21 protein-coding genes are annotated in these 21,870 nt (G+C 72.9%); 15 read left to right on the plus strand and 6 right to left on the minus strand.

Translation table 11 applies throughout. The features are described from left to right. The 6 genes from JK356_RS14195 to JK356_RS14220 form a co-directional block, all read left to right on the plus strand. The coding region (locus tag JK356_RS14195) for a tetratricopeptide repeat protein (protein ID WP_201868196.1) at positions 1-375 on the plus strand (375 nt) is incomplete at its 5' end. Between the two features lie 374 nt (positions 376-749). Then, the gene (locus JK356_RS14200) at positions 750-1,373 is read left to right on the plus strand and encodes a hypothetical protein (RefSeq protein WP_201868197.1); all 624 of its coding nucleotides are present in this window, start codon (positions 750-752) and stop codon (positions 1,371-1,373) included. A 97-nt stretch (positions 1,374-1,470) separates the two neighbouring features. Further along, positions 1,471-2,388: a serine/threonine-protein kinase gene (locus JK356_RS14205; RefSeq protein ID WP_201868198.1), complete on the plus strand. Its 918-nt coding sequence runs from the start codon at positions 1,471-1,473 to the stop codon at positions 2,386-2,388. A 42-nt stretch (positions 2,389-2,430) separates the two neighbouring features. After that, complete coding sequence (locus tag JK356_RS14210; RefSeq protein WP_201868199.1) at positions 2,431-2,763, plus strand: hypothetical protein; 333 nt, start codon at positions 2,431-2,433, stop codon at positions 2,761-2,763. 108 nt (positions 2,764-2,871) lie between these two features. Further along, positions 2,872-3,324 carry a MarR family winged helix-turn-helix transcriptional regulator gene (locus JK356_RS14215; protein ID WP_201868200.1) on the plus strand — a complete coding sequence of 151 codons (453 nt, stop codon included), beginning with the start codon at positions 2,872-2,874 and terminating at the stop codon, positions 3,322-3,324. 416 nt (positions 3,325-3,740) lie between these two features. Further along, complete coding sequence (locus JK356_RS14220) at positions 3,741-4,904, plus strand: AMP-binding protein (RefSeq protein ID WP_201868201.1); 1,164 nt, start codon at positions 3,741-3,743, stop codon at positions 4,902-4,904. Between the two features lie 100 nt (positions 4,905-5,004). Here JK356_RS14220 and JK356_RS14225 read toward each other — a convergent pair whose 3' ends face one another. Then, positions 5,005-6,633: an FAD-dependent monooxygenase gene (locus JK356_RS14225; RefSeq protein ID WP_201868203.1), complete on the minus strand. Its 1,629-nt coding sequence runs from the start codon at positions 6,631-6,633 to the stop codon at positions 5,005-5,007. 127 nt (positions 6,634-6,760) lie between these two features. Between JK356_RS14225 and JK356_RS14230 the strand changes: the two genes are divergently transcribed. The 5 genes from JK356_RS14230 to JK356_RS14250 all read left to right on the plus strand — a co-directional run bounded on the left by JK356_RS14230 (position 6,761) and on the right by JK356_RS14250 (position 11,467). Beyond that, a complete protein-coding gene (locus JK356_RS14230) occupies positions 6,761-7,843 on the plus strand; it encodes a ScbA/BarX family gamma-butyrolactone biosynthesis protein (protein ID WP_201868205.1) in 1,083 nt (360 codons plus the stop codon). 23 nt (positions 7,844-7,866) lie between these two features. Continuing rightward, positions 7,867-8,580 (plus strand): HAD-IB family hydrolase, encoded by a 714-nt coding sequence (locus JK356_RS14235; RefSeq protein ID WP_201868207.1) that lies wholly within the window; start codon positions 7,867-7,869, stop codon positions 8,578-8,580. Further along, the gene (locus tag JK356_RS14240; RefSeq protein WP_201868208.1) at positions 8,577-9,650 is read left to right on the plus strand and encodes a 3-oxoacyl-ACP synthase III family protein; all 1,074 of its coding nucleotides are present in this window, start codon (positions 8,577-8,579) and stop codon (positions 9,648-9,650) included. Before JK356_RS14235 ends, JK356_RS14240 begins: the two co-directional genes overlap by 4 nt. Before the next feature lie 80 nt (positions 9,651-9,730). Beyond that, the gene (locus JK356_RS14245) at positions 9,731-10,579 is read left to right on the plus strand and encodes a PhzF family phenazine biosynthesis protein (protein ID WP_201868209.1); all 849 of its coding nucleotides are present in this window, start codon (positions 9,731-9,733) and stop codon (positions 10,577-10,579) included. A 39-nt stretch (positions 10,580-10,618) separates the two neighbouring features. After that, a complete protein-coding gene (locus tag JK356_RS14250; protein WP_201868210.1) occupies positions 10,619-11,467 on the plus strand; it encodes an MBL fold metallo-hydrolase in 849 nt (282 codons plus the stop codon). A gap of 105 nt (positions 11,468-11,572) precedes the next feature. Here JK356_RS14250 and JK356_RS14255 read toward each other — a convergent pair whose 3' ends face one another. Beyond that, complete coding sequence (locus tag JK356_RS14255; protein ID WP_201868211.1) at positions 11,573-12,247, minus strand: Crp/Fnr family transcriptional regulator; 675 nt, start codon at positions 12,245-12,247, stop codon at positions 11,573-11,575. A gap of 283 nt (positions 12,248-12,530) precedes the next feature. On the opposite strand from JK356_RS14255, the gene nth reads away from it, so the two are divergent. The 3 genes from nth to JK356_RS14270 are packed head-to-tail and all read left to right on the plus strand — an operon-like array spanning position 12,531 to position 15,281. Beyond that, positions 12,531-13,379: an endonuclease III gene (nth, locus tag JK356_RS14260; RefSeq protein ID WP_374100654.1), complete on the plus strand. Its 849-nt coding sequence runs from the start codon at positions 12,531-12,533 to the stop codon at positions 13,377-13,379. Next, entirely contained in the window at positions 13,376-14,068 is a 693-nt protein-coding gene (locus JK356_RS14265) for a CoA pyrophosphatase (RefSeq protein ID WP_307815577.1), read from the plus strand. Before nth ends, JK356_RS14265 begins: the two co-directional genes overlap by 4 nt. A 13-nt stretch (positions 14,069-14,081) precedes the next feature. After that, on the plus strand, positions 14,082-15,281 hold the full coding sequence (locus JK356_RS14270; protein ID WP_201868212.1) for a MarP family serine protease: 1,200 nt from the start codon (positions 14,082-14,084) through the stop codon (positions 15,279-15,281). A 410-nt stretch (positions 15,282-15,691) separates the two neighbouring features. On the opposite strand, the gene JK356_RS14275 is transcribed toward JK356_RS14270, so the two are convergent. From JK356_RS14275 to acs, 3 genes are all read right to left on the minus strand, one after another. After that, positions 15,692-16,606: an alpha/beta fold hydrolase gene (locus tag JK356_RS14275; RefSeq protein WP_201868214.1), complete on the minus strand. Its 915-nt coding sequence runs from the start codon at positions 16,604-16,606 to the stop codon at positions 15,692-15,694. After that, positions 16,603-17,067 (minus strand): phage holin family protein, encoded by a 465-nt coding sequence (locus tag JK356_RS14280; RefSeq protein ID WP_201868216.1) that lies wholly within the window; start codon positions 17,065-17,067, stop codon positions 16,603-16,605. Before JK356_RS14280 ends, JK356_RS14275 begins: the two co-directional genes overlap by 4 nt. A 215-nt stretch (positions 17,068-17,282) precedes the next feature. Beyond that, positions 17,283-19,253: an acetate--CoA ligase gene (gene acs / locus JK356_RS14285; protein ID WP_201868217.1), complete on the minus strand. Its 1,971-nt coding sequence runs from the start codon at positions 19,251-19,253 to the stop codon at positions 17,283-17,285. A 320-nt stretch (positions 19,254-19,573) separates the two neighbouring features. Here acs and JK356_RS14290 point away from each other — a divergent pair, with 320 nt between their 5' ends. Then, the gene (locus JK356_RS14290) at positions 19,574-20,842 is read left to right on the plus strand and encodes a hypothetical protein (RefSeq protein WP_236671319.1); all 1,269 of its coding nucleotides are present in this window, start codon (positions 19,574-19,576) and stop codon (positions 20,840-20,842) included. Positions 20,843-20,869: 27 nt separating this feature from the next. Here JK356_RS14290 and JK356_RS14295 read toward each other — a convergent pair whose 3' ends face one another. Beyond that, positions 20,870-21,853 (minus strand): ATP-binding protein, encoded by a 984-nt coding sequence (locus tag JK356_RS14295; protein WP_201868219.1) that lies wholly within the window; start codon positions 21,851-21,853, stop codon positions 20,870-20,872. Between the last annotated feature and the right edge of the window lie 17 nt (positions 21,854-21,870).

Consider the following 21,870-nt stretch of genomic DNA (forward strand, 5'->3'; position numbering starts at 1 on the left):
GCCATCCCCCTGTACGAAACCACCCTCACCCAATGCGAACAGATCCTCGGCACCACCCACCCCCACACCCTCACCAGCCGCAACAACCTCGCCTACGCCTACCAAGCGGCGGGAGACCTGAAACGCGCCATCCCCCTGTACGAAACCACCCTCACCCAGCGCGAACAGATCCTCGGCACCACCCACCCCGACACCCTGGCCAGCCGCAACAACCTCGCCGGCGCCTACGAGTCAGCGGGAGACCTGAAACGCGCCATCCCCCTGTACGAAACCACCCTCACCCAGCGCGAACAGATCCTCGGCACCACCCACCCCGACACCCTCACCAGCCGCAACAACCTCGCTCGTGCTCGCCGAGCCGACCAAGTCAGATAGCAGAGAACTACAGCAAGCCCACCGCCCGCAGTTGCCTCGCAGCAGCTGCCTCGCAGCAGCCGTCCTCGACCGATTGCCCATCCCAGGCCCAGCAATGGCTGCCCAGCCGAGTTCGGGAGGAAAAGGTCGTGGACGCGAGTTCCACCACCCCCGGCGCAGACCGGAAGTCTCCTGCGCCTTCGAGCAGGAGCCTTCCGTCGTCTGTGCGGCAGCCGCCGGAGCCTCGGCCGTGTCCATCTTGGGGCGTGACCGGCCCGCATGCCGTCAGCGCAGCGTGCACGCTTGCCCTCCATTGGCCGGATCGCCCTCTTGTGCACGCTTCGTAGCGATGTCACACAGGTATAGGCGGTGTCCGGGCAGAGGGGAGAAGCTGCGTGCCTGCGCCGACAAGGGAGGGAGCCGCGCCCTCCAGCTGGGCGGTCCAGCGTTTCGGACGGCTGGCGGGCCAGCTCACGGCGGCGGTGCCCGTGCAGCTCGTCCGTGCCCACGTGCGGGCGCGCGCCGTGCATATGGAGGCGCGGCTGAAGAAGCGCAGTCCTTACGGCTCCACGCTGGCGGAGGCGGTGCGTGAGAACCTGGCGGAGACCGCACGCGAACTCGGCGAGACCGTACGGGACGTGCGTGGTTATGAGTACGCGGTCATCAACGATCACGCGCTCTTTCCCTTCAAGTACGCCAGCAGGCCGCGACCGCTCAGCGCCGCCCGGCTGCCCTCCAACGCCTCCCCCACCCGCCGCCGGCTGCTGTGGGGGCACGGCCCCAGCCCGCAGGAAGGGCTGTTCGAGCTCGACGACGACCTGACGACCGAGGAGTACGTGCGGTTACACGACAGCTTCGAGGAGCTGGGGGCGTCCACCCGGCTCGTCTGCGTGTTCTTCACGGCGGCTCCGGAGGACGGCATCCACGCCATCTACTGGGGAGACGCCCGTCTGGAGCCGGACCGCACCTTCACCTGGCCCTACAGCGAGCCGCTTCCGGTTCCGCCCGAGACGGTGTGAGCGCCCGCGCAACGGCTGCGGGGCCTCGCGGCGTCATGGCCGCAGCGCGCCAGGGGTAAGGCAGTTACCGGGAGTGCAGTCGCCGGATGGGGGACGCATGGCGCGGGAGTCGGCGGTGGGGCGGGTGGTCGGAGGACGCTACCGGCTGGTGGAGCGGCTGGCGTCCGGCGGGTTCGGGTACGTCTGGAAGGCGCACGACCTGGCGCTGGACGTCGGCGTGGCGGTGAAGGAGATGCGGCTGCCGCCGGGGCTGCCGGGTGCCGAGCACTCGGAGCGCGTCGCCAGGGCCGTGCGCGAGGCGCGGCACGCCGCGACGCTGCGGGACCGGCCGAACATCGTCGCCGTGCACGACGTGGTGACCGAGCGGGGCGTGCCGTTCATGGTGATGCGGCTGGTGACCGGCGAGTCGCTGGCGCAGCGCCTGGCGGCAGGACGGCCGCTGCCGCCGGCGGAGGCGGAGACGGTGGCGCGCGGCCTGCTCACGGCGCTGGAGGCGGCGCACGAGGCGGGTATCGCGCACCGGGACGTGAAGCCGTCCAACGTGCTGATCGACGCCAGCGGCGAGGTGCTGCTGACCGACTTCGGCATCGCGGTGCACGAGACGGACGAGACGCTGACCGCCGAGGGCCTGCTCGTCGGCACGCCGGGTTTCGTCCCGCCGGAGCGGGTGCGCGGCGCGGGCGGTGATCCGAGCGCCGGTGACCTGTTCGCGCTCGGGGCGACGCTGTATCAGGCGACGGAGGGCGTTCCGCCGTTCGGGGCGACGCCGCGCTCCGTCCTGGACGACGAGCCGCCGGCGCCCCGGCGGGCCGGTCATCTCGAACCGCTGATCACGCTGCTGCTGCAGAAGGACCCGGGCAGGCGGCCGACCGCGGCCCAGAGCCTGGCGATGCTGGAGACGCTGACGGTGACGCGGCCGGTGCCCCGGAACGCCGCCGGGACGCAGGCGGTCACGGCGCTGCTGGCGCGGACCCGCACGGGCGCCGGCCGGGCCGGGCGGCTGGCCGCCCGGTGAGGCGTCAGGGCTCTGTCCGCGCTCGGCGCCGGGCTGCGGCGGGTGCGCGGGAGGCATCTGCGGCGGCTGCTGATGCTCGCGGTCCTGGCCTGGTGTCTGCGGGTGTTCGGGCCGGGCCTGTGCGACGCCGCGTACGGGCACGTCAGCGTGTACGACGCGGAGACCGGCGACTGCGTGTGGCAGGACCAGGACGACCCCTACGTCTGGGGTGTCGCTCCCTGTGCCTTCCCGAAGCTGGACGCGCACAACTACAAGGTGCTGCTGCGCGTCGACGGGTCCACGGACCCGGAACGGTGCGCGCGGGCGGGGCTTTCGGCCGAGAACGCGCGGGCCTTTCCGGCGGCGGAGATGGTGCTGTGCCTGGGCGGGAAGTGAGTACCGGACGCCTGCCGGACGCGGCGCCGGGGTCCGCCCGGCGGAAGCGCGGCGATACTGCTACCCGCCTGGTTACTGGGCGGTCGGCCGTGAAGTAGCGTTTCCGGTATGCCACATTCCGCTGAACAGCGCCTCGGCCACCTGATCAAGAAGGTGGAGCACGAACTGACCTCCGCGAAGCACATGGCGCTGCGTCCTCTCCAGGTGAATGTCCCGCAGTACAACGTGCTGCGGGCGCTGTCCCAGGAATCGGGCCTGTCCGGCGCGGCCCTGGCGCGGCGGTGCATGGTCACCCCGCAGACGATGTCCTCGGTGCTCTCCACGCTGGAGGGCCGCGGGCTGGTGGAACGGAAGCCGCACCCGGTGCACGGCCATGTCGTGGAGGTGCATCTGACGCCAGAGGGGCGGTCGCTGCTGACCCGCGCTGACGAGGTGGTGGAGGCCATCGAGGCGCGGCTGGCCGCCGCCTTCTCGCCCGAGGAGACCGAGACCTTGCTGTCCTATCTCGGCCGGGGTCTTGAGGCGTTGGCCAAGCCGGAAGAAGCGGCTGCACGGAATTAACCATTCCGTCAAGAGTGCAGGCCGATTTCCGGCCACTCTCGCTTTGGCGCGAAGACAACCAGGGGACGCCGGGGCCGCCCCCTGGAGCGCCCTCCAGGCCGTGAAGGAAGTTTTACATTCTCTTGGGGTTCGGCGAGCCGCCGCGTGACGCCGCTGTCACCAGCGGCGTTTCAGTTTTCGCTGCTCACCAGTGCGGCTGCGGTGAAGGGAAACACCGGGGAAACACAAGTCCGTCTAGCAATGATCTTCTTCGCACGAACTTCATCGTTTCACCATCGCGTTGTGCGCTTCTTGCATGTATGTTCTTCGCATCGGGCGTGCGGGACCGGTCCTGACCTGACCGGTTCTTGACTCTCTCCTTCTTGGAGGTCGCACAGAAGATGGCGTTCACCACGCAGCCGAAGGAACGCGGAGCGATGGAGAGCTCAGGGGGAACCATCTCGCCCACGGTTTTACGACGCCTCCTCAGCGGTGCCGGTTGCATCCCCGCCCTGCGGCGGAAGTACGCGGGCTGGCTCGAGCCGGACGCCCTCCCGGCCCTGGGGAGCCTGCCCGTGCTGACGCGGTCCGAGTACGCGGCCGCCACCAGCGAGCTGCTCCGCGCGCGCGCCCAGGACACGGGCTCCGTCGTCTACGCCGGCGGGGGCACGACGTCCCAGCCGAGCCTGACCGTGCTGCCCGGCAATCTCTTCGTCGACGAGATCTGCGGCAGCTGGCGGCCCCTCGACGCCACCGATGTCGTCGCCAATCTCTTCCCGGCCGCCGCTCTCTGGCCGACGCACTGCTTCTACAACCGGCTGACCATCCGCTGCGGCGCCACGGCCCTGCCGCTGGGTGACCTGTCCGACGACAAGCTGGACCGCCTGCTGGCGTCCCTGGACGAGTTCGGCGTCACCGCGCTTGTCGCCCCGCCGTCGCGGGTGCGGCGGCTGCTGCGCCGGTTCGCCGCGGGCCGGCCGCCGCTGCGGTCGCTGCGGAAGCTGATCACCGGCGGGCCGTTTCACGACCCCACGCCACGGCACGAGATCCTCAGGCACCTGCCGGACGTCGAGGTCTGGCAGCTGTACGGCTCGTCCGAGGCGTGGATCGTCGGGCACCAGGGGCCCCGCTGCGACGAGGGGGTCTACCACCTGCTGCCGCACCAGCACGCCGAGATCGCCGAGGGGCGCGTGCTGGTCACCACCACGGGGGTGCGGCGCACGCCGCCGCTGATCCGCTACGCCATTGGCGAACGGGGGGAGTTCACCGTGTGCGGGTGCGGCCAGGCCGCACCCGCTCTGCGACTGGAGGCCGAGGCGCCGGACAGCGCCACCGTCAACGGCCGTCCTGTGCTGGAGAACGAACTCGTCCGCCTCGCCCGGGAGACAGGGGACGTGGCCGACGCCGACGTCGTCACGGAACCGGCCTTCATGGGAGGCGAGCGGATGAAGCTCCGCGTCCGGCTCGCGGACGGTGTGCCCAACGACGAGCACACCCTGGAATGGATCAAGTACCACGTACTGAGCAGCCATCTGGCCCTGGACCCGGCCTCGGCTGACCACTCCGACCTGCTCCAGGTGGTCACCGTCGACCACTGCTGACCCGTCCCGTCTCGGATAGTTCCCGGATAACGGCGTCCGGGAAAGCGGAGCGCCCCGCCGATCGTGTGCCGCACGGCCCTGGCGGGGCGCCGTCGTCGTTTCAGGCCGCCACCGCCTCGCTGGCCTCCCCCGCCGCGCGCGCAGCCCGGCGCTGGCGCTGCGCCGGTTCGCCCAGCGCGGCGACGAGTTCGGCCCGCAGCCGGCCGCCGTCACCGGCGTGCCCGTGCGCCGCCGTGTGGCCGTCGGGCCGCACCAGGTAGTAGCCCTGCTCGGCGCAGCCGGTCGCGCGGCGCACCTCGGCGGCGGAGACCGCCGCGAACGACACCTGCGGCCAGGCCGCCGCCACTTCGCGCAGGTCCTCCCGCAGCCGCGCCGAGGCGCCGGTGACGGCGACCAGCGTCCACGCCCTGGGGTCGGCGTCCGGTCCGGCGAAGCCGTGCCGGAGCGCGATCTCCCGGGGGAAGACGGCGCCCGTCCTGGCCCGTCCCGGCAGCCTGCCGAGCACGCGGCACGCGGCGCGGCCGCCGGGCCGCTGGGTGTCGCGCCGCACCGGGTAGGCGATCCGGCGCCCGGCCATGACGGGGGCGTAGAACCGCGAGGCGACGCCGGTGCGCGCGGCGGCGCGGAAGGCGGCGTTGCGCACCAGCACGCCCTTGCGGCTCTTGACCATCCAGGCCCGGGTCTGGATGTCGGTGTCCCGCACGACGCGCTCGGCGACCGCCTTGCGCTCCGGCCCGTAGCTGGCGAGCAGCTCGGCCGGGGCGTCGCCGTGGATGACGGCCGCGAGCTTCCAGGCGAGGTTGTGGGCGTCCTGCATGCCGGTGTTGAGGCCCTGGCCGCCGGCCGGGCTGTGGACGTGCGCGGCGTCTCCGGCGAGGAAGACCCGCCCGAGCTGGAAGTCCTGGGCGTGGCGGGCGTGCACGCGGAAGACGCTCTCCCAGACGGTCTCGGTGAAGCGGATGCCCTTCGGTCCGCGCTGCTCGACGATCCGCTGCATCCGCTCGGCGCTGACCTCCTCGCCCGGGGCGAGGCTGCAGAAGAAGCGGTAGACGCCGTCAGGCAGGGCGACGATCACCAGCGCGCCCGCGGGCGACTGGTAGTAGAGGGCCTGGTCGGGCGGGAGGTCACCCTCGATGCGGGTGTCGACCAGCGCGAACGCGGACTCGTAGGTGAGCCCGCTGAAGCCCGTGCCCATCAGGCGCCGCACCGTGCTGCCCGCGCCGTCCGCGCCGATGACGAAGGGCGCGCGGGTCCGCTCGATGCTGCCGTCGGGGTGCTCCAGCACGGCGGTGACCCCGTCCGTGGCGTCGATCCGGCCGGAGAAGTCGAGGTCGTCCAGGGTCAGCAGCCGGACGCCGCGCTCCACGGTGCCGCCGAGCTTGTCCAGCGCGCCGCGCAGGACGCGTTCCGTCTCGCACTGCGGCGCGCAGAGCGGGACGAGGGGGCGGGGGAAGGGGAACGTGGCCAGATGCTCGCGGTCGGAGAAGTAGCTGAAGGCGTTGATGCCGAGGCTGGCGGCGCGCAGCTCGTCCAGGACGCCGAGGTCCTCGAAGAGGTCGAGGCTGCGCGGCCACACCAGCAGGGCCTTGGGGAAGGGGGAGGGCTCCGGCGCCCGGTCGATGATCCGTACGTTCACGCCGCGCCGCAGCAGTTCGCAGCCGGCCATCATGCCGACGGGGCCTGCCCCGACGATGAGGACGTCGTACGTGCGGTCCGCCTCAGTGCGCATGCCCGCGACTCCCATCTGTGGAGGGTGCTTGACCTTGTTTGACGCTGAAGCATCAGATCTCTTATATTTAGCAGAGATGATAGCAGTGTTCGACGGCTGACAATAAGCACGCAAGGAGCCACGCCTCATGCCACCGATACCGGCGCCCGCGGCTTTAACTCGTGAGGTCCCGAAGCTGGACTACAGCCGCACCGTGGACCGCTGCCTCGTCCACCGCGACGCCCTCGGCGAGGTCTTCCTCACCGACCTGCGGCCGCTCGACGACGACACCTACGCGGCGGCCGCGCAGCTCCCCCGCTCCCACGCCTACTACGGGGAGCACCTGCTCCGCCCCAGCCGCTACGACCCGCTGCTGCTGCTGGAGGCGTGCCGCCAGGCCGCCATCGCCGGCGCACACCGCTTCTGGGGTGTCGCAGAGGAGGAGAAGTTCATCCTCACCCACCTGCGGCTGCGCCTCGCCGACCCGGTCGCCGTCCTGGTGGGCTCCTCCCCGCTCCCCCTCGCCATGCGCGTCACCGCGCTGCGGCGCAAGGTGCGCGACGGCAGGACCACCGGTGTCGACTACGACATCGACCTGTCCGCCCACGGCAGGCCCGTCGGCCGCGCCGAGACCGGCCTGCGCTTCAAGACCCCCACCGACTACCTGGCACTGCGCCTCTCCCACCGCGACGGCCGCGCGCTGCCGTCCTCCGCGGAGCTGCCGCGCACCACGCCCGGCACGCCCGCCGCCCCGCACCTGGTCGGCCGGACCTCACCCGACAACGTCGTCCTGGTCAACGCCCTGGCCGCCGGCGGCCGGGGCAGGGCGCTGCTGCGCACGCCCGTTGACCACCCCAGCATGTTCGACCACCCGCAGGACCACCTGCCCGGCATGGTGATCACCGAGGGCGCCCGGCAGCTGGCGCTCTTCACCGCCCACGAGGCGCGGGGCCTGTCCCCCGCCAAGGCCCTGCCCACCACCCTCGACGTCCGCTTCGAGCGCTTCGGCGAGCTGGAGGAGGACACCCTGCTGACCGCCACGGCCGAGCCGGCGGCCAGCGCGGCCCCGGCGGAGACCGCCGTCTCCTACACCCAGGCGGGGCCGCTGGACCTCGACGAGCCGGCGGCGGACGGCTCACCCGAACGCGTCGCCCTCCGGGTCGAGGCCAGGCAGCGCGATGAGCGCCTGTGCACGTTCGCCTTCACCCTCACCCGCGTATCCGACCAGTAGGCACGCAGGAAAGGCAGCTGACCATGAGCCAGACGAGAACGACGGGCAGCCCGCTGGTCTTCTCCGACGTCGACGAGACGCTCATCAAGGTCAAGAGCATGTTCCGGTTCCTGTCCTTCTACCTCGAGCGCCGGGGGGAACCGCCGGCCACGTACGAGCGGCTCACCGGCGAGCTGCGCCAGGCCGCCCGCAGCGGCGCCCCCCGCGCCGAGATCAACCGCCGGTACTACCGGCTGTACGCGGGTGAGGAGGCGGCGGCGCTCGCCGCCGCGGGCCGCGACTGGTTCGCGGCCGAGAACGAGTCGCCCGGCGGCCTGTTCCACGACGGCGTGCGGCAGGCGCTCGCCGCGCACGCCGCCCGCGGCGAGACCGTGCTCCTCATCTCCGGTTCCTTCTTCGCCTGCCTCGACCCCATCGCGGAAGCCACCGGCGCCGACCGCGCGTTCGGCAGCCGGCCCGTCATCCGCGACGGCCGCCTCACCGGCGAGGTGCTGTTCTCCCTCATCGGCCCCGCCAAGGGCCGCCTCGCCCGCGCCGCCGCCGCCCTGCGCGGCGCGGACCTGGCCGACTGCACCGCATACGGCGACCACATCAGCGATCTCGACCTGCTCAGCGCCGTGGGACACCCGGTCGTCGTCGGCGACGACCCGGAGCTGACCGAGCACGCCCGGCGCGCCGCCTGGCGGCGCATGGAGCTGCCCGGCCCGGCGCGGCACATACAGGAGGCTGCGGCATGAGACCCATCGGCATCCTCGGCACCGGCTCGTACCTCCCGCACCGCGTCGTCAGCAACGACGAGATCGCGGCGGGCGCCGGCGTGACGGACGAGTGGATCGTGCGGAAGACCGGCATCCGCGAACGGCGCCGGGCCGGGGACCACGAGGCCACCTCCGACCTGGCCGCCGTCGCGGCGCGGCGCGCGCTCGACCAGGCGGGCGTGGCACCCGACCAGCTCGCCTACGTCGTCGTCGCCACCTCCACGCCCGACCAGCCGCAGCCGGCCACCGCCAGCTTCGTGCAGCACGCGATCGGCGCCGTCAACGCGGCGGCGTTCGACGTCAACGCCGTGTGCAGCGGCTTCGTCTACGCGCTGTCGGTCACCGAGAGCATGCTGCGGGCCCAGGCCGGCACCGAACGCTACGAACGCTACGGCCTCGTCATCGGCGCCGACATCTACTCCCGCATCCTCGACTACTCCGACCGCCGCACGGCCATCCTGTTCGGCGACGGCGCGGGGGCCGTCGTCCTCGGCGCGACCCGCGCCAGCCAGGGCCTGCTGGCGACCCGCCTGCTCACCCGCGGCGACCAGCACCAGCTCATCGGCGTCGCCGCCGGCGGCAGCCGGATGCCCGCCACCGCCGGAACCATCGAGAACGGCGCCCACTTCTTCCGCATGGACGGCAGGGGCGTGCGCGGCTTCGTGGCGGAGAACCTCCCGGCGCTGGTGCGGGAGCTGCTCGACGACGCCGGCGTGCGGCCTGAGGAGGTCCGCCACTTCGTGCCCCACCAGGCCAACGCCGTGATGCTGGACGAGGTCTGGCCCGAGCTGGGCCTGGTCAACGCCACCCAGCACCTGACCGTGGACCGCTACGGCAACACCGGCTCCGCGTCCGTGGCCGTCACCCTCGACGCGATCCACACCGCCGGCGAGCTGGCCGAGGGCGACATGGTGCTCATGGCCGCCTTCGGCGGCGGCATGGCCATCGGCGCCTCCCTCACCCGGTGGTCCAGGACCCGCCACGCCCGGCCCCCGGGAGCCCTGGCCGGGACGGCGCACGAGGAAGCGCGTCAGGCCGTTCCCGCCTGACGCGCGCCGTGGGGGCGGGGCCGGGCGGCGGGTGCGCGCCGCCCGGCCCCGCCGTGCTCCGCGGTCCGTAAGCTGCGGCCATGCGCTACCGCTTCGTCCTGGCCGACGTGTTCACCGACCAGCCCTTCGGGGGCAACCAGCTCGCCGTCTTCCCGGACGCGCGCGGCCTGCCCGAGTCCGCGATGGCGGCGCTGGCCCGGGAGTTCAACTTCTCCGAGATCACCTTCGTCCTCCCGCCCCAGGACGAGGCCCACACCTGCCGGGTCCGCATCTTCACCCCGGCCGGAGAGCTGCCGTTCGCCGGGCACCCGACGGTCGGGACCGCCGCCGTCCTCGCCGCCGAGGGCACGCCGGGACCCCGGCTGCTGCTGGAGGAGGGCGTCGGGGTCGTGCCGGTGGACGTCAGCGGCGGCTTCGCGCGGCTGACGGTGTCCGCGCCGTTCCAGACCACCGGTGAGCGGCCGCCCGCCGAGGCGCTCGCCGCCGCGCTGTCCGTGGCGCCCGGGGACATCGCCGACACGTGGTACGGCGGCGTGGGGCTGCGGTTCTGCTACGTCCGGCTGACCAGCCGCGCCGCCGTGGACCGCGTCGAGTGGGCGGGGCCGCCGCCCGCCGGGTGGGCCAGCGACGTGTACGTCTTCGCGGGCGACTTCCGCAGCGGCGGCGAGCTGTACGCCCGCTCGTTCGTCCCCGGCGCGGGCATCACCGAGGACCCGGCCACCGGCTCCGCCTGCGCCGGCCTCGTCGCCAGCCTCGCCCACCGCTCGGGGCTCGCCGACGGCGCGTACACGCTCCGCGTCGAGCAGGGCGTGCGGATGGGGCGGCCGAGCCGGATCGCCGCCACCGCCCAGGCCCGCGGCGGCCGCTACACCGGCGCCTCGGTCGGCGGCGACACCGTCATCGTCGGCGAGGGCACCCTCAGCGTCTGACTGTCCCGCAGCGGCCCGGGGCACGCGTAGCATCCGGGCATGGATGGCATCCGGGAAACGAAAGACGACGCGGCGCTGCCCGGCCGCCCGATGGACGAGGTGCGGCAGGGGCGGGTCACGGACCGGGCCGCGTGCGTGCTGGCCCCCAACCCCTCGCCGATGACGCTGGACGGCACCAACACCTGGATCCTGGCCGAGCCCGGCGCCTCGCAGGCCATCGTGGTCGACCCCGGGCCCGAGGACGAGGAGCACCTGCGGCGCGTGCGCGAGGCCGCCGAGCGCGAGGGGCGCCGCGTCGCCGCGATCCTGCTGACCCACGGCCACCCGGACCACTGCGCGGGCGCCGCCCGGCTCGCCGGGCTGACGGGCAGCCCGGTCCGCGCGCTCGACCCCCGGCTGCGGCTGGGCGAGGAGGGCCTGTCGGGCGGCGACGTGGTCGAGGCGGGCGGGCTGCGCATCGACGTCATCCCGACGCCGGGGCACACGGCCGACTCCCTGTCGTTCCTCATCCCCGCCGACGGCGCCGTGCTGACCGGCGACACGGTGCTCGGGCGCGGCACGACGGTCGTCGCCCACCCCGACGGGCGGCTCGGCGACTACCTGGACTCGCTGCGCCGGCTGCGGGCGCTCACCGACGGCGGCGGCGCGCACACCGTGCTGCCGGGGCACGGGCCGGTGCTGCGGGACGCCCAGGGGGCGATCGACTACTACCTGGTGCACCGCGCCAAGCGGCTCGCGCAGGTCGAGACGGCCGTGGAGGCGGGGCACCGGACGGCGGCCGAGGTCGTGGCGCACGTGTACGCGGACGTGGACCGCTCGCTGTGGCCGGCGGCTGAGCTGTCCGTCATGGCGCAGCTGGAGTACCTGCGGGAGCACGGGCTGACGTGACGCCGGTGCTCGCGGCCCTGGCCCGTCCCTCAGCGGGGGACGCGGTGCCCGCGGCGCCTGGCGGCAGCCCGCCCAGGCGGTGTCAGCGGCCGGAGAACCGGCGCGTCACCGCGAGCGGCGGGCGAGCCGCTCGATGTCCAGCAGGATGACGGCGCGGGCCTCCAGGCGCAGCCAGCCACGGGCGGCGAAGTCGGCCAGCGCCTTGTTGACCGTCTCGCGGGAGGCGCCCACGAGCTGGGCAAGCTCCTCCTGGGTGAGGTCGTGCACCACGTGGATGCCCTCTTCCGACTGCACGCCGAAGCGGCGGGAGAGGTCCAGCAGCGCCTTGGCGACGCGGCCGGGCACGTCCGAGAAGACCAGCTCGGACATGCGGTCGTTGGTGGTGCGCAGGCGGCGGGCGACGGCCCGCAGCAGCGCGGCGGCCACCTGGGGGCGGGCGCTCAGCCAGGGCTGGAGGTCGCTGTGGCCCAGGCCCAGCAGGCGGACCTCGGTGACGGCCACGGCCGTGGCGGTGCGCGGACCGGGGTCGAAGAGGGACAGCTCACCGATCAGCTCGCCCGCGCCGAGGACGGCCAGCATGTTCTCGCGGCCGTCGGGGGACGTGCGCTGGAGCTTGACCTTGCCGTCGGTGACGACGTAGAGGCGGTCGCCGGGGTCGCCCTCGTGGAAGAGGGTGTCGCCCCTGGCGAGGGTGACCTCGGACATGGAAGCGCGCAGCTCGGCGGCCTGTTCGTCGTCGAGTGCCGCGAAGAGCGGAGCGCGCCGCAGAACGTCGTCCACGAGTTGTCTCTCCTTGTCGCCCGGTTGTCGGCCGGCCCTCGTCGGGCGTGCGCGTGGCTACGCCCACATGATGCCGGACGCCACAGCGGTGCTATCAGTCACAAGTTTGACGTACCGGGACGAGCGGGCCCAAGGCAGGGGGCCGTTCGTGCCGGTGCCGGGGGAGCTCCGCCGCCGGCGGCGGACGGATGCCGGCGGGGGCGTTTACGCTGGCCCGGTGGCCAACAGGCCCATGCGCACGCGGGGTCGGTGCGAGAACCAGCAGGAAGTGAGGGCCGGACGGGTGAGTGCATCCCAGGATTCCGCCGAGAGCGAACGGGGCGGGAGGCGCGGCGGGAAACGGGACAAGCCGGAATCGCGCCTGTCGGTGGTCAGGCGTGCCCGCAAGATCAACAGGGTGCTCGCCGAGGTGTACTACTACGCGCACCCGGAGCTGGACTTCGAGGACTCCTTCCAGCTCCTCGTCGCGACGGTGCTCTCGGCCCAGACCACGGACCTGAGGGTCAACCAGACGACGCCCCGGCTCTTCGCCGCCTACCCGACGCCGGAGGACATGGCCGCCGCTGACCCGGCGGAGCTGGAGGAGCTGATCCGGCCCACCGGCTTCTTCCGCAGCAAGGCGAAGTCGCTGATCGGGCTGTCGGCGGCGCTGCGGGACCGGTTCGGCGGCCAGGTGCCCGGCCGGCTGGAGGACCTGGTGACGCTGCCAGGCGTGGGCCGCAAGACGGCACACGTCGTCCTGGGCAACGCCTTCGGCAAGCCGGGCATCACGGTGGACACGCACTTCCAGCGGCTGGCGCGCCGCTGGAAGTGGACCGCGTCCAAGGACCCGGACAAGATCGAGGCCGAGGTCGGCGGGCTCTTCCCGAAGTCCGAGTGGACGATGCTGTCGCACCGCGTGATATTCCACGGGCGCCGCATCTGCCACAGCCGTAAACCGGCGTGCGGGGCGTGCCCCGTCGCTCATCTGTGCCCGTCCTTCGGCGAGGGGGAGACCGATCCCGAGAAGGCGAAGAAGCTGCTGAAGTACGAGATGGCCGGACAGCCGGGCCAGCGCCTGAAGCCTCCGCCGGACTATCCGGGCAAGCCCGCGCCCCCGCTGCCGGGGGCCGGCCGGGAAGGCGGCGCGTGACCAGCAGCGCGTCACCGGGCGCCGAGCCGCTGCGGGTGGACCCCAAGGACCTGCCCGAGTGGCTGCTGCCGGTGGCGCGTGCGGCGGCCACCCTGGCGCCCGGGCAGCTCAGCCGCTTCCTGCCGCCGCCCTCCGGCGGGCGGCCCTCGGCCGTCCTGGTGCTGTTCGGGGAGGGCGAGCGGGGCCCCGAGCTGCTGCTGCAGCAGCGCGCCAGCTCGCTGCGGGCCCACGCCGGGCAGCCGTCGTTCCCCGGCGGCGCGGTCGACCCGGAGGACGGCGACCCGGAGGGCGAGGGCCCGCTGCGGACGGCGCTGCGCGAGGCGCGCGAGGAGACGGGCCTCGACCCGGCCGGGGTGCGCATCTTCGCCACGCTGCCGCGGCTGTACATCCCGGTCAGCGGCTTCGTGGTGACGCCGGTGCTGGCCTGGTGGCGCGACCGCTCGCCGGTCGGCCCGGTGGATCCCGCCGAGACGGAGCGGGTGTTCACCGCGCCGGTCGCCGACCTCGCCGACCCGGCGCGGCGCGGCACCGCCGTGCACCCCAGCGGCCACCGGGGCCCGTGCTTCCTCGTCGGCGGGACCCTCGTGTGGGGGTTCACCGCGGGGGTGATCGACCGGATCCTGCACTACGCGGGCTGGGAACGGCCCTGGGACGTTGACAGGGAGATCCCGCTCGACCACCAGGCGTGACAGTCTGGCGGGGATGAATACGCTTGACGTCCTTCTGCTGCTCGCGGCGGTGTGGTTCGCGGTGGTGGGGTACCGGCAGGGGTTCGTGGTCGGCCTGCTGTCCGTCGCGGGTTTCCTCACCGGCGGGCTGTTCGCCGCGTGGGCGGTCCCGGCGGCCTGGGGCGAGCTGAGCGGGGGCGCCCGGCCGGGCACGCTGGGGCTGGTCGCGGCCGCCGTGCTCGTCATCGGCTGCGCCTCCGTCGGGCAGGCGCTGACCACCCTGGCCGGGAACCGGCTGCGGCAGCGCATCACGTGGTCGCCCGCCCGGGCGCTGGACGCCACGGGCGGCGCGCTGGTCAACGTCCTGGCGATGCTGCTGGTCGCCTGGCTGGTCGGCGCGGCACTGGCCACCACGACGCTGCCGACGATCGGCCGCGAGGTGCGCGGCTCGCGGGTGCTGCTGGGCGTGTCGCGGGTGGTGCCGGAGGACGCCGGCACCTGGTTCAGCGGCTTCGGCTCCGTGCTGGCGCAGCACGGCTTCCCGCAGGTGTTCTCGCCGTTCGGGAGCGAGCCGATCACGCCCGTGGAGCCTCCCGATCCCGGGCTGGCGGACTCCCCGGCGGCCGAGCGCGCCCGGGAGTCCGTCGTCCGCGTCGCCGGCACCGCCCCCGACTGCGGCAAGGTGCTCGAGGGCTCCGGCTTCGTCTTCGCCGAGGAACGCGTGATGACCAACGCGCACGTGGTCGGCGGCGTGGCCGAGCCGACGGTGCAGGTCGGCGGTGCCGGCCGGACGTACGACGCGCGGGTCGTGCTCTACGACTGGGAACGCGACGTCGCCGTCCTTCACGTGCCCGGGCTCGACGCGCCCGCCCTGAAGTTCAGCGGCGAGGACGCCGGCACGGGCGACGACGCGATCGTCGTGGGCTTCCCCCGCAGCGGCCCGTACGCCGCCGGGCCGGCGCGCGTGCGCGAGCGGTTCGAGGCCAACGGGCCCGACATCTACCGGCGCGGCACGGTCAGCCGCGACGTGTACTCCCTGCACGCCACCGTCCGCCCGGGCAACTCCGGCGGCCCGCTGCTCACGCCGGACGGCGAGGTCTACGGCGTCGTCTTCGCCAAGTCCCTCGACGACCCCAGCACGGGGTACGCGCTGACCTATGACGAGGTCCGCGGCCTGGCGGCCCGCGGCCGGACCGCCGACGAGCCCGTGGACAGCCAGAACTGCGCGATGTGAGCCGCGGTGTGAGCCGCTTTCGGAAGCGCGGTCTGAACCGCAAGGTGAGCCGCGGTATGGGCCGCGGTATGGGCCGGGTGCGGCGCGCCGCTAGCCGCGCGGGTGCCGCAGCCGGACGCTCACCCAGCGCGCCCGGCGCCCCAGCAGCCTGGGGAAGCCGATGTGAGGATCGCGCGGGTACGGGGGGTACGCATCCTCTCCGGGAGCGACGCCCTGGAGGCGCCGGACGGCGCGCTGCGCCTGCCGGGAGGAAGCGGCCCCATTGCCGCTCCGATCACGTGCCACGTCACGGAAATCGTGCGTCCAGCCCATAACGTCTCCCTGCCCGGGGCACAAGGTCAGTAACCGCCCGGGCCCGAAGTCGCGGGGCCTATGCCGCGGGCATGACCGCACGGGCCGTCACGGCCGCGTTACCGCCGGTCAGGCTCGGGGTCGCGGAGCCATTCGATCAGCTCGGAGCTGAACGCGAGGGGGTCCTCCTCGTGCGGGAAGTGCCCCAGCCCGTCGAAGAGCCGCCAGCGGTAGGGCGCCTCGACGTACTCACCGGATCCGGCGGAGCTGCGCGTGCGGATGACCGGGTCGAGGGAGCCGTGCAGGTGCAGCGTGGGCACCAGCACGGGCCGCTTCATGCGGCGGTTGAACTGCACGCCGTCGGGGCGGGCCAGCGAGCGCACCAGCCAGCGGAACGGCTCTATCGCGCAGTGCGCCGTGGAGGGGATGCACATGGCTTCGCGGTAAACGTCCACGGCCTCCTGCTCCGGCTGCCGCGGCCCCGACCAGGCCCGCAGCATCTCGCCGACGGCCGCGGCCCCGTCGGCGACGAGCCGGCGCTCCGGGAGCCAGGGGCTCTGGAAGCGCCAGACCGCGCCGCTGGCGACCGTCTGCCGGGGGTCGGTCAGCAGGGCCGAGCGCCACACGCGGGGGTGCGGCATCGACGCGACGGCGAGGCGGCGGACCAGCTTGGGCCGCATCACGGCGGCGGTCCACGCCAGGTAGCCGCCGAGGTCGTGGCCGACCAGCGCCGCGTCGGGCTCGCCGAGGGAGCGGATGACGCCGGTGATGTCCAGCGCCAGGTTGGGCGGGTCATAGCCGCGCGGGGTGCGGTCGGAACCGCCGACGCCGCGCAGGTCCATGGCCACGGCCCGGAACCCGGCGTCGGCCAGCGCCGTCAGCTGGTGGCGCCAGGCCCACCAGAACTGCGGGAAGCCGTGGAGCAGAAGCACGAGCGGCCCGTCGCCCACCTCCGCGATGTGGAACCGCGCGCCGTTGGCTGCCACATCCCGGTGGGTCCAGGGCCCGTCCCTGAGGATGACGGAGGCAGTCATAGTGCTGAGTCTGCCTTCTCGTCCGCGGGGGCGTCCGCGAGGGCTCCGGCGGGCACGGTCCGGGGGTGCGGCCGCACGCGCGAGAGCACCGCCGCCGATTCCCGGGCCGAGCCGAGGGAGCGGCGGGGCGGCTCGACGCGCGAGAACCTGCCCTTCGCCAGCAGGATCAGCACCAGCGCCAGCACCAGATACAGCGCGCCGACGAGCGCACAGGCCAGCGCCAGCGGGATGTCCCACCAGTTCCGCAGCCAGAACGCCAGGGCGAAGCTGAAGAGCGGGACGGCGAACACGCCCAGCAGACCCGCGACGATCGCGGCGAAGCTGCCGAACAGGACGCGTTTGACGTCCTGGCGGATCTCGGCCTTGGCGAGGGCGATTTCCTCGTGCACGAGGGCGGACAGTTCGGTCGTGGCCGACGCGACCAGTTCGCCGAGGCTGCGGCCCTCGTCGGCTGCGGTCATCGGAGGACTCCTTACTTCGCGGTTTGTCACGGTGGGCCGCCGGTGTGAGGGACCGGGCAGTGCACGTGACACTAGTGGGACGCTGGCGGGCCGTCAGACGTTGACTCGGCACCATCGCCCTGGGGAGTGATTTCCGCCGATGCTATGCGGGCCCGGCCCCTGGCGCGCGCCGGGGGCCGGGCCCGTGGTTCCTGCCGGGGCCGGTGGCCGCCGCGTCAGTCCTCCGCGGGGGCCGGCGGAAGCTTGCGCTGGATCAGCTCCATGACCCGCGGGTCCGTCAGCGTGGTGACGTCGCCGAGCTGGCGGTTCTCCGCGACGTCGCGCAGCAGGCGGCGCATGATCTTGCCCGACCGTGTCTTCGGCAGCTCGTCGACGGCCAGGATGCGCTTGGGCTTGGCGATCGGGCCCAGCTCCTTCGACACGTGGGCGCGGAGCTCCTCGGCGAGGCTCTCCTCGTCCAGCTCGGCGGACTCACCGCCGCGCAGGATGACGAACGCGCAGATGGCCTGCGTTGTCTGCGGGTCCTTGGCGCCGACGACCGCGGCCTCGGCCACCCTGGGGTGGGAGACGAGCGCGGACTCCACCTCGGTCGTCGAGATGTTGTGGCCGGAGACCAGCATGACGTCGTCGACGCGGCCGAGCAGCCAGATGTCGCCGTCCTCGTCCTTCTTGGCGCCGTCGCCGGCGAAGTACCGGCCGGGGAAGCGCGACCAGTACGTGTCGATGTAGCGCTGGTCGTCGCCCCAGATGGTGCGGAGCATCGACGGCCAGGGCTCGGTGAGCACCAGGTAGCCGCCGGAGCCGTTGGGCACCTCCTCGCCCTGGTCGTTGACGACGGTGGCGCTGATGCCGGGCAGCGGGACCTGGGCGGAGCCGGGCTTCGCCTCGGTGACGCCGGGCAGCGGGCTGATCATGATGCTGCCGGTCTCGGTCTGCCACCAGGTGTCCACCACGGGCGTGCGGTCGCCGCCGATGTGCTTGCGGTACCACACCCAGGCCTCGGGGTTGATGGGCTCGCCCACGGAGCCGATGATGCGCAGGCTCGACAGGTCGAACTTGGCCGGGACGTCGTCGCCCCACTTCATGCAGGTCCGGATCGCGGTGGGCGCGGTGTAGACGATCGTGACCTTGTACTTCTGCACGATCTCCCACCACCGGCCGGTGTGCGGGGTGTTGGGCGTGCCCTCGTAGAGCACCTCGGTGGCGCCGTTGGAGAGCGGGCCGTAGACGATGTACGAGTGCCCGGTGACCCAGCCGACGTCGGCGGTGCACCAGTAGATGTCGGTCTCGGGCTTGAGGTCGAAGACCGCGTGGTGGGTGTAGGAGACCTGGGTCAGGTAGCCGCCCGAGGTGTGCAGGATGCCCTTCGGCTTCCCGGTGGTGCCGGAGGTGTACAGGATGAACAGCGGGTGCTCGGCGTCGAACGCCTGCGGCGTGTGGACCTCGGGCTGCCGCTCCAGCGCCTCGTGCCACCACACGTCGCGGCCCTCGGACCACGGGATGGGCTGGCCGGTGCGGCGCACGACGAGGACGCTGCGGACGCCGGAGGCGCCGGGACGGGTCAGCGCCTCGTCGACGGACGGCTTCAGCGCGTGGGGCTGGCCGCGCCGGTAGCCGCCGTCCGCGGTGATGACGACGCGGGCGTCGGCGTCCTCGATGCGGGTGGCGAGGGCGTCGGCGGAGAAGGCGCCGAAGACGACGGAGTGCGGGGCGCCGATGCGGGCGCAGGCGAGCATGGCGATGACCGTCTCGGGGATCATCGGCATGTAGATCGCGACGCGGTCCCCGGCGTTCACCCCCAGTTCCGTCAGCGCGTGCGCCGCCTGGGAGACCTCGCGCTGGAGCTCGGCGTAGGTGAGGGAGCGGCTGTCCCCGGGCTCGCCTTCGAAGTGGATGGCGACGCGGTCACCGTGTCCCGCCTCGACGTGGCGGTCGACGCAGTTGTACGCGACGTTGAGGCGGCCGTCGGCGAACCACTTGGCGAACGGCGGATTGGACCAGTCGAGCGTCTCGGTGGGCTCCTTCTCCCAGGCGAGCCTGCGCGCCTGCTCGGCCCAGAACCCCAGCCGGTCCGCGGCGGCGGCCGCGTACGCCTCGCTCGTGACATTGGCGTTGGCGGCGACCTCGGCGGGAGGCGCGAACCTCCGCTTCTCCGTCATGAGATTGGCCAGGCTCTCGTTACTCACGGCATCTCCCCTGCGGATGTCAGCTGTGTCCCAGGACACACCCCATCAGCCCGGATGCCCTTTGACAAGGCCCGTCATCGCCGCGCTGCCCTCCCGTTGCGCCGAACGGCCCGGGCGTGCGCCGAACGGCACGCGGGCGGCACGGCCGTCCGCTTTCCCGGAGCGCCAGCGGCGCCCGGAATCCAGCTCAACACGCCCTAAAGCTGAGCCATCCGAGCGAACTTCTCATCAGGTACGAATGTCTAACAATCATATTTACTGACTCTCGGACATTTTGGTCACGTAGGCACCCAGCGACAGCGGGAGGAGCGTGATCGGCGATGACGTGCGCACGCCGCACCAGCGGCGGATACGGCGGACAACCGAGAAGGGGCAGGTGGCGGACCCTCCGAGCGGGCTGCGCGGCGGCCGCGTCGTTCGCGGTCGCGCTCGCGGGCTGCTCAGACGACGGCGCGGAGGACGCCGCGGGCGACGGCGGCCACGGCGCGAGCGCCCCCGCGCGCGAGGCGCCGCAACACCCCCCGCCCCGGCTGATCGGCGACGGCTCGACCGCGTACACCGGCGCCCAGCCGCACCAGCCACAGCCCACGCGCCTGGAGCCCGGCGAGCCGCCCCCGCAGTTCGTCGTCTTCTCCTGGGACGGCGCCGGCGAGGACGGCAGCGGGCTGTTCTCCCGGTTCCGGGAGGCCGCCCGCACCTACGACGCGACGATGACCTTCTTCCTCTCCGGCCTCTACGTGCTCCCCGAAGACCAGCGGGAGCTCTACCGGCCGCCGGAACGCGAGCCCGGCGCCTCCGACATCAGCTACCTCAGCGACGACCACGTCGCCGACACCCTCCGGGAGCTGAGCAGCGCCTGGCTCGAAGGCCACGAGATCGGCACCCACTTCAACGGGCATTTCTGCGGCCCGGACGGCGTCGCGAGCTGGACCCCTGAACAGTGGACCAGCGAGCTGGAGCAGGCCAAGTGGATGGTGGAGCACTGGAAGACCACCACCGGCTTCGAGGACCTGCCGCCGCTGCCGTTCGACTACGAGCAGGAGCTGGCAGGCGGACGGGCCCCCTGCCTGGAGGGCCAGGACAACCTCCTGCAGGCCGCCGCCGACGCCGGATTCCGCTACGACGCCAGCGGCAGCGGCCCCCAGGTATGGCCGGACAAGCGGAACGGCATCTGGGACATCCCGCTCCAGCTGGTGCCCATGCCCGGGGAGTCCTTCGAGACGCTGTCCATGGACTACAACTTCATGGTCAACCAGTCAGGCCCCGAAAGCGGCGATCCCGCGCTGTACCCGTACTGGGAGGACCAGATGCGCGAGGGCCTGCTCGCCGCCTTCGACCGGACCTATCACGGCAACCGCGCTCCCCTGATCATCGGCAACCACTTCAACCAGTGGAACGGCGGCATCTACATGGACGCCGTCGAGGACGTGATCGCCGAGCTGTGCCCGCGCGAGGACGTCCAGTGTGTCTCCTTCAAGCAGCTCGTCGACTGGCTCGACGCCCAGGATCCCGAGGTCCTCGACAAGCTGCGGAGCCTCGGCGTCGGCGAGGCCCCGCAGGAGGGCTGGAGCGACTTCCTGCGCGGCTGAGCACGGGCGGCCGGCCCGCGGCCGGGCTCACACCGGCTGCGGGCTGGCCTCCTCGCGCAGCACGAAGTCCGGGTCCACCTGGGCGGCCAGGTCCGCGCCGGTCCTGGCGTTCCCCCAGCTCTCGGCGTTCTTCAGGTGGAAGTGCACCATCTGCCGGGTGTACCGCTCCCAGTCGCGCCGCTCGTAGGAGGCGTCGGCCGCCTCATGCAGCGTGCCGAGCGCCGCGCGCACCGGCTCCTCCAGCTCGCCGAACGGCCGCTGCTCGCCGCGCTCCAGGGCGCGCACCCAGGCCGAGTGCCCCACCGTTACGAGCAGGTCATCGCCCACGTGCTCCCGCAGGTACGCCACGTCGTCCGGGCCCTGCACCTTGTTGCCGACCACGCGCAGCGCGACGTCGAAGTCACGGGCGTACTCGCGGTACTGCCGGTAGACGGACACACCCTTGCGGGTCGGCTCGGCCACCAGGAACGTCATGTCGAAGCGCGTGAACATGCCCGAGGCGAACGAGTCGCTCCCCGCCGTCATGTCGACGACGACGTACTCGTCCCGCCCGTCCACCAGGTGGTTCAGGCACATCTCCACGGCGCCGGTCTTGGAGTGATAGCACGCGACGCCCAGGTCGTCGTCGGTGAACGGCCCGGTGACCATCAGCCGCGCCTCGCCGTCGCCGAGAGAGATCCGGCGGGCGCAGGCGTCGAAGACGGGGTTGTCCTCGCCGAGCCGCAGCAGCCGCGAACCGCGGCCCGGCGGCGTGGTCTTGATCATCGACTCGGCCGACAGGATCCGGGGGTTCGAGCCCCGCAGGTAGTCCTTGATGAGCGGCAGCTGACCGCCCATCGGGGGCAGCGCGGCGGCCTCCTCCTCGCCGAGGCCGAGCGCCACGCCCAGGTGCTGGTTGATGTCGGCGTCCACGGCCGTGACCGGAACTCCCCGCGCGGCCAGGTGCCGGATGAACAGCGAGGACAGCGTCGTCTTTCCGCTGCCGCCCTTGCCAACGAAAGCGATCTTCATGTTCATTAGCGTAGCGC

It is taken from the genome of Streptomyces sp. 7-21, assembly GCF_016741785.1.
GTDB lineage: Bacteria > Actinomycetota > Actinomycetes > Streptomycetales > Streptomycetaceae > Streptomyces.

Excerpts from the sequence above, each read along its gene's own strand:
- JK356_RS14290 (WP_236671319.1), top strand. The coding sequence starts at position 19,574 with ATGACGTGCGCACGCCGCACCAGCGGCGGATACGGCGGACAACCGAGA.
- JK356_RS14280 (WP_201868216.1), bottom strand. The coding sequence starts at position 17,067 with ATGACCGCAGCCGACGAGGGCCGCAGCCTCGGCGAACTGGTCGCGTCG.
- JK356_RS14220 (WP_201868201.1), top strand. The coding sequence starts at position 3,741 with ATGGAGAGCTCAGGGGGAACCATCTCGCCCACGGTTTTACGACGCCTC.
- JK356_RS14225 (WP_201868203.1), bottom strand. The coding sequence starts at position 6,633 with ATGCGCACTGAGGCGGACCGCACGTACGACGTCCTCATCGTCGGGGCA.
- JK356_RS14230 (WP_201868205.1), top strand. The coding sequence starts at position 6,761 with ATGCCACCGATACCGGCGCCCGCGGCTTTAACTCGTGAGGTCCCGAAG.
- JK356_RS14295 (WP_201868219.1), bottom strand. The coding sequence starts at position 21,853 with ATGAAGATCGCTTTCGTTGGCAAGGGCGGCAGCGGAAAGACGACGCTG.
- JK356_RS14215 (WP_201868200.1), top strand. The coding sequence starts at position 2,872 with ATGCCACATTCCGCTGAACAGCGCCTCGGCCACCTGATCAAGAAGGTG.
- JK356_RS14250 (WP_201868210.1), top strand. The coding sequence starts at position 10,619 with ATGGATGGCATCCGGGAAACGAAAGACGACGCGGCGCTGCCCGGCCGC.
- JK356_RS14245 (WP_201868209.1), top strand. The coding sequence starts at position 9,731 with ATGCGCTACCGCTTCGTCCTGGCCGACGTGTTCACCGACCAGCCCTTC.
- JK356_RS14240 (WP_201868208.1), top strand. The coding sequence starts at position 8,577 with ATGAGACCCATCGGCATCCTCGGCACCGGCTCGTACCTCCCGCACCGC.
- JK356_RS14235 (WP_201868207.1), top strand. The coding sequence starts at position 7,867 with ATGAGCCAGACGAGAACGACGGGCAGCCCGCTGGTCTTCTCCGACGTC.
- JK356_RS14270 (WP_201868212.1), top strand. The coding sequence starts at position 14,082 with ATGAATACGCTTGACGTCCTTCTGCTGCTCGCGGCGGTGTGGTTCGCG.
- JK356_RS14205 (WP_201868198.1), top strand. The coding sequence starts at position 1,471 with ATGGCGCGGGAGTCGGCGGTGGGGCGGGTGGTCGGAGGACGCTACCGG.
- JK356_RS14275 (WP_201868214.1), bottom strand. The coding sequence starts at position 16,606 with ATGACTGCCTCCGTCATCCTCAGGGACGGGCCCTGGACCCACCGGGAT.